Annotated in this window: 4 protein-coding genes, 1 tRNA gene and 2 rRNA genes (1 of these 7 running past the window's edge); 5 read left to right on the top strand and 2 right to left on the bottom strand. The window is 61.6% G+C overall.

Annotation, left to right across the window (positions count from 1 at the left end):
- From K5905_RS14825 to K5905_RS14810, 4 genes are all read left to right on the top strand, one after another.
- Positions 1-510 (top strand): 23S ribosomal RNA (locus K5905_RS14825); it begins 2,277 nt to the left of the window's first position.
- Positions 511-614: 104 nt separating this feature from the next.
- Positions 615-729 (top strand): 5S ribosomal RNA (gene rrf / locus K5905_RS14820).
- A 124-nt stretch (positions 730-853) separates the two neighbouring features.
- Positions 854-930 (top strand) — tRNA-Met (locus tag K5905_RS14815).
- Positions 931-1,291: 361 nt separating this feature from the next.
- Positions 1,292-2,644 carry a DEAD/DEAH box helicase gene (locus tag K5905_RS14810; RefSeq protein ID WP_160091966.1) on the top strand — a complete coding sequence of 451 codons (1,353 nt, stop codon included), beginning with the start codon at positions 1,292-1,294 and terminating at the stop codon, positions 2,642-2,644.
- 70 nt (positions 2,645-2,714) lie between these two features.
- On the opposite strand, the gene K5905_RS14805 is transcribed toward K5905_RS14810, so the two are convergent.
- Positions 2,715-3,656 (bottom strand): pirin family protein, encoded by a 942-nt coding sequence (locus K5905_RS14805; protein WP_297585279.1) that lies wholly within the window; start codon positions 3,654-3,656, stop codon positions 2,715-2,717.
- 34 nt (positions 3,657-3,690) lie between these two features.
- On the bottom strand, positions 3,691-4,629 hold the full coding sequence (locus K5905_RS14800) for an FkbM family methyltransferase (protein ID WP_297585277.1): 939 nt from the start codon (positions 4,627-4,629) through the stop codon (positions 3,691-3,693).
- A gap of 107 nt (positions 4,630-4,736) precedes the next feature.
- Here K5905_RS14800 and K5905_RS14795 point away from each other — a divergent pair.
- The coding region (locus K5905_RS14795) for a hypothetical protein (RefSeq protein WP_297585276.1) at positions 4,737-5,000 on the top strand (264 nt) is incomplete at its 3' end.

Here is a 5,000-nt window from a genome sequence, read left to right as displayed (position 1 = left end):
GACGGCCATAGTGATCCGGTGGTCCCGCGTGGAAGGGCCATCGCTCAACGGATAAAAGGTACGCCGGGGATAACAGGCTGATGATGCCCAAGAGTCCATATCGACGGCATTGTTTGGCACCTCGATGTCGGCTCATCGCATCCTGGGGCTGGAGCAGGTCCCAAGGGTTTGGCTGTTCGCCAATTAAAGCGGTACGTGAGCTGGGTTTAGAACGTCGTGAGACAGTTCGGTCCCTATCTGCCGTGGGTGTTGGATACTTGAGAGGAGCTGTCCCTAGTACGAGAGGACCGGGATGGACGTACCTCTGGTGGACCTGTTGTTACGCCAGTAGCATAGCAGGGTAGCTAAGTACGGAAAGGATAACCGCTGAAAGCATCTAAGCGGGAAGCCCCCCTCAAAACCAGGTATCCCTATCAGAGCCGTGGAAGACCACCACGTTGATAGGCTGGAAGTGGAAGCGCAGCAATGCGTGAAGCGGACCAGTACTAATTGCTCGATCGGCTTGATCCAACAATGCTCATGGGCGGCGATCGCTTCGTCCCATGAAGCCCGATCTTGGCAACGCCAAGTAAAAGTCAGCATGTCTCTACAAATCAATGCATCGGTCTTGCCGACCGGGTGGTTATAGCGAAGGCTCCACACCCGTTCCCATCCCGAACACGGCCGTTAAGACCTTCTGCGCCAATGGTACTATGTCCTAAGGCATGGGAGAGTAGGTCGCCGCCCGGTCCGCTAGACACGATGCAAAAAATCATTCTCCGTTACACTGTTAAATGAGACCGACGCCGTCACTCAGAACGACGTTTGCTTCTGCAACCCATTTGTTGTTAAAACAAAAGCGTTGCAGCCCTGATGCGGGGTGGAGCAGCCCGGTAGCTCGTCAGGCTCATAACCTGAAGGTCGTAGGTTCAAATCCTACCCCCGCACCCAAGTTTAAAAAGCCCCGCGCCATTGGCCGGGGCTTTTTCTTGTTTCAGACCAGGCGAGAGACGGACGGGATGCATGTAGTGAACGCCCTAAGAGGTCATGATCCAAGAGGAATTGAGCGTATCTCAAGAATGATCACTTGCGTTCTTGGTCATTTGGGCGCACAGAGGCGGCACGCGAAGCACGCGCCCAGCACGAGGCTGGTTGCGCGGCGACGGATCAGCCGGAGTGAGAGCACTCCCGTGATGAGGTCCGGGCGGGGGCGATATTCGTCCCAGAACGGCGGCTGAACGATCCAGTTGTCTATATTTTTGAACGAAATAGCGCCCGGAGATCGTCCGTGAGCGCTGCTATGAGGTTATCCTTGACCCGATTTACAGATCTTGGTCTGAACGACTCCATTCTCTCGGCGATCGCCGAACAGGGCTATGAAACGCCCACCCCCATTCAGGCGCGCGCCATCCCCCAGGTGCTCGCCGGCCGTGACCTGATCGGCCTGGCGCAAACCGGCACCGGCAAGACCGCCGCCTTCGTGCTGCCGCTGATCCATCAATTGCTGGCTGAGAACAAACAGGCGCCGGGCCGCTCCTGTCGCGCCCTGATTCTGGCGCCGACGCGTGAGCTGGCAGCCCAGATCGAAGAGCAGGTTCGCGCCTATACCGCTCACACGCGCCTGACGAGCGCGGTAATCTTTGGCGGCGTCAAAGCCGGCCCGCAGATCAAGACTCTGGCGCGCGGCGTAGATATCCTGGTGGCGACGCCGGGCCGTCTTCTGGACCATCTGGGCGAACGCAAGGCGCGGCTGGATCTGACCAGTTTCGTGGTGCTGGACGAAGCGGATCAGATGCTCGATCTCGGCTTTATCCCGGCGATCCGCAAGCTGCTGCGTCTGGTGGGCAAAGAGCGTCAGACGCTGATGTTCTCCGCCACCATGGTGCCGGCGATCCGCCAGCTGGCCGACGATTTCCTGTCCAATCCGGAAACCGTGGCGGTGACCCCGCCCTCCAAACCGGTGGAGCGGATCGACCAGAAGGTGCTCTACACCGAAGCGGCGGATAAACCCGAGGCGCTGATTGATCTGATGGCGCCGGAAGCCGGCAAGCGCACGATCATCTTCACGCGCACCAAACATGGTGCGGACCGGGTGGCGAAACGTCTGGTGAAATACGGCCACAAGGCCAACGCCATTCATGGCGACAAGAGCCAGAACCAGCGCACCCGGGCGCTCGACGCCTTCAAATCCGGCGAATCTCCGGTTCTGGTGGCCACTGATATCGCCGCCCGCGGCATTGATGTGGACGGGGTTGATCTGGTGGTCAATTACGAGCTGCCCAATGTGGCCGAGAACTATGTCCACCGCATCGGCCGCACCGCGCGCGCCGGCGCAACTGGCCGGGCCGTCGCTTTGTGCGCGCCGGACGAGCGCGTGATGCTCAAGGATATCGAGAAGACCATGGGCGTCGCCATCGCCGGTCTGAACGACGCGCCGCCAATGCCCAAGGGCGAGGCCGCCAAGTCCAAAAGCCGACGCCGGGGCGGACGCCGCGGTCAGGGCCAGGGACAGGGCGAGGGCGCCCCGTCCGGCCAGAAGCGCGGGGGCGCTTCCGGCAAGCCGCGCCAGGGCGGTGAAGGCGCACGCGGCGGCAAACCCCAGCGTAATCGACGGAGCGGCGGGGGCGGTCAACGCCGCGGCCCGAGCGCCACAGCCGCCGAATAAGGCTGCTACAGATCCATAGAGAGCGGGCGCGGTTCATCAAAACCGCGCCCGTTTTGCATTTGATTGTCGTTCAGCTCGTCGGATTCTCTTCCGTACAGGCAGGCGGCTCGCCCGGTTCGGGATCGCCGGGGAGGGGGATGTATTCGTTTTCCTCGACCGGCATGCGGAAGGGGGTGTCCTTGAAGCCTTGAGCGATCGAGGCGCGCCAGTCGGCTTTGGCCTGCTCGATGCGCTCTTTGCGGCTGGAGACGAAATTCCATTCCATGAAGCGCTGGCCCAGCGGTTGGCCGCCGAGCAGCATCAGACGGGAGTCTTCTGTCACGCTGACGCTCGCCTGGTTCTGGCCGGGCGTGAAGATCGCCATATGTCCGCCTGAGACGGTCTCGCCGCGGACCTCAACACCCCCTGAGACCACATGCAGCGCCAGTTCTTCATGGCCTTCCGGCAAATCAAACTGTGCGCCCGCTTTCGCCTCGATATGAGCGTAGACAATGGGGGAATAGACTTTCACCGGTGAAGTGCGGCCATAGGCGCTGCCCAGGATCAGACGACAGTGCGCGTCGCCCAGCTCGAAAGCCGGCAGGTCATCCGCGCCATGGTGATGAAACTCAGGCTCGATCTCCTGACAGTCTTCAGGCAGCGCGACCCAGACCTGAATGCCAAACATGAAAAGGCCCTTGGCGCGGGCTGCCTCGCCCGTGCGTTCAGAATGGGTGACGCCCTTGCCAGCGGTCATCCAGTTTACATCACCCGGATAGACGGTCTGGTGCACGCCCAGACAGTCGCGATGGTCCATCTCACCGTCAAACAGATAGGTGACGGTCGCCAGCCCGATATGGGGGTGGGGGCGCACATTGATGCCTTCGCCGGGGTTGAACTGCGCCGGGCCCATCTGGTCGTAAAAGACGAAGGGTCCGACATGGCGGCGCTGTGCGACCGGCAGGATGCGTGTGACGCAAAACCCGCCCAGATCCTTACTCTTGCCTTCCAGAATGCGTTCAAGCGGGCTCATCAGTTGTCCTCTGGGCTGAACGGAGAGGGGGGAGTTAGCGTGCGTCCCGGTCCAGGATGACGTTCATTCGGGTGCTCTGGCGGATGCGATAACCCTTGCTCAGCGCCAGTGCTGCAGCGTCGGGCGTGGTGCGGCCATCGGCCATGTCGGCGCGCTCCAGGATCAGCAAATCCGGCCAGCGTGTCTTGGGGGCCTTGGCGAAGAAATGTGACAGGATGGCGGCTTCACCGCCCTCCACATCCACCTTCATGGCGTGAGCTTTGCTGAGCTTGAGCTCATCCATAAGCGTTAGAAGCGTTGTGACGCGCACAGCTTCGCCTTCCGAACCGCCAAGACGGGCCTGACCATGATTGCCCGAGATCATGCGCATGACCTCTTCGCCCTCGTAATCCGCCAGTGCGACGCCCGCCATCTCGATCTGGCCGAGCGCATTCTGGCGTGCGTTGAAGCTGAGTCTGCGGCGCATTTCACGTTGGGGCTCGACCGCGATGACGCGTGATTTCTCGCCGCCGGCCAGCGCCGCCACCAGCGCATAAGCGCCGGCGTTCGCGCCGATATCCATGAACGCCTTGCCAGGGCCCATGATGCTGCGCAGCGCTTCGAGTTCGGCCGGGTCAAAGCATTGCGGCGTCATGAACAGACGCTTTTCCGACAGATTGTCGGTGGGGTGCAGCCGCAACTTCAAGCCAAGCGCCTGAACATCCGCTACGCCAGCTTTCATGCCGCTGAGCGCCAGAGGGCGCGCGGCGCCGGCCAGACGCAAGCCGGCGCGTGAGGCCGGCAAGGCGCGTCCGATGGCGAGCCCGATCTTGCTGACAAATCCTGGCGCATACGCGCCATATCCGGGGGCAGGCGGTTCATGAGACACAGGCCCGCCCTGCGCCCGCTTCACTTCAGGGGGAGCGGGCGGAATCGTCAGCATTTCGTCGGTCTCAGGCAAAGCCTGGTCGGAGTTTGATGTCGTCTCGGTCATGCCAAGACTTATAAACGCAATTGGGCGTGACCGCATACCATGAGATCAGGTTTCCAGTTTCGCTCGGCGCCAGTATGGTCACCTCAATTCTGAGGAGGAGAGACATCATGCTGCGCACCTTTGCGGTCGCCGCCCTGCTATCCACGGCAAGCCTGGCGCACGCCCAGACCGAGCCGTTTGATCTGGGGCAGGACAATCGAGAGATCGCCCGGGCTCTGGGACAGGCCGCGCTTGAGAGCGATCTCGCTTATGAGATCACCGAGTCTCTTACGACCGAAGTCGGCCCCCGTCTCGCGGGCACGCCACAGGAAGCGCGGGCGCGCGACTGGGCGGTGGAGATGCTAGAAGAGCTGGCGTTTGAAAACGTCCGC

The sequence above is a fragment of the Roseibium sp. genome (assembly GCF_025698965.1).
Taxonomy (GTDB): domain Bacteria; phylum Pseudomonadota; class Alphaproteobacteria; order Rhizobiales; family Stappiaceae; genus Roseibium.
This window is presented reverse-complemented; position numbering and strand designations above follow the sequence as displayed.

Excerpts from the sequence above, each read along its gene's own strand:
- K5905_RS14805 (WP_297585279.1), bottom strand. The coding sequence starts at position 3,656 with ATGAGCCCGCTTGAACGCATTCTGGAAGGCAAGAGTAAGGATCTGGGC.
- K5905_RS14800 (WP_297585277.1), bottom strand. The coding sequence starts at position 4,629 with ATGACCGAGACGACATCAAACTCCGACCAGGCTTTGCCTGAGACCGAC.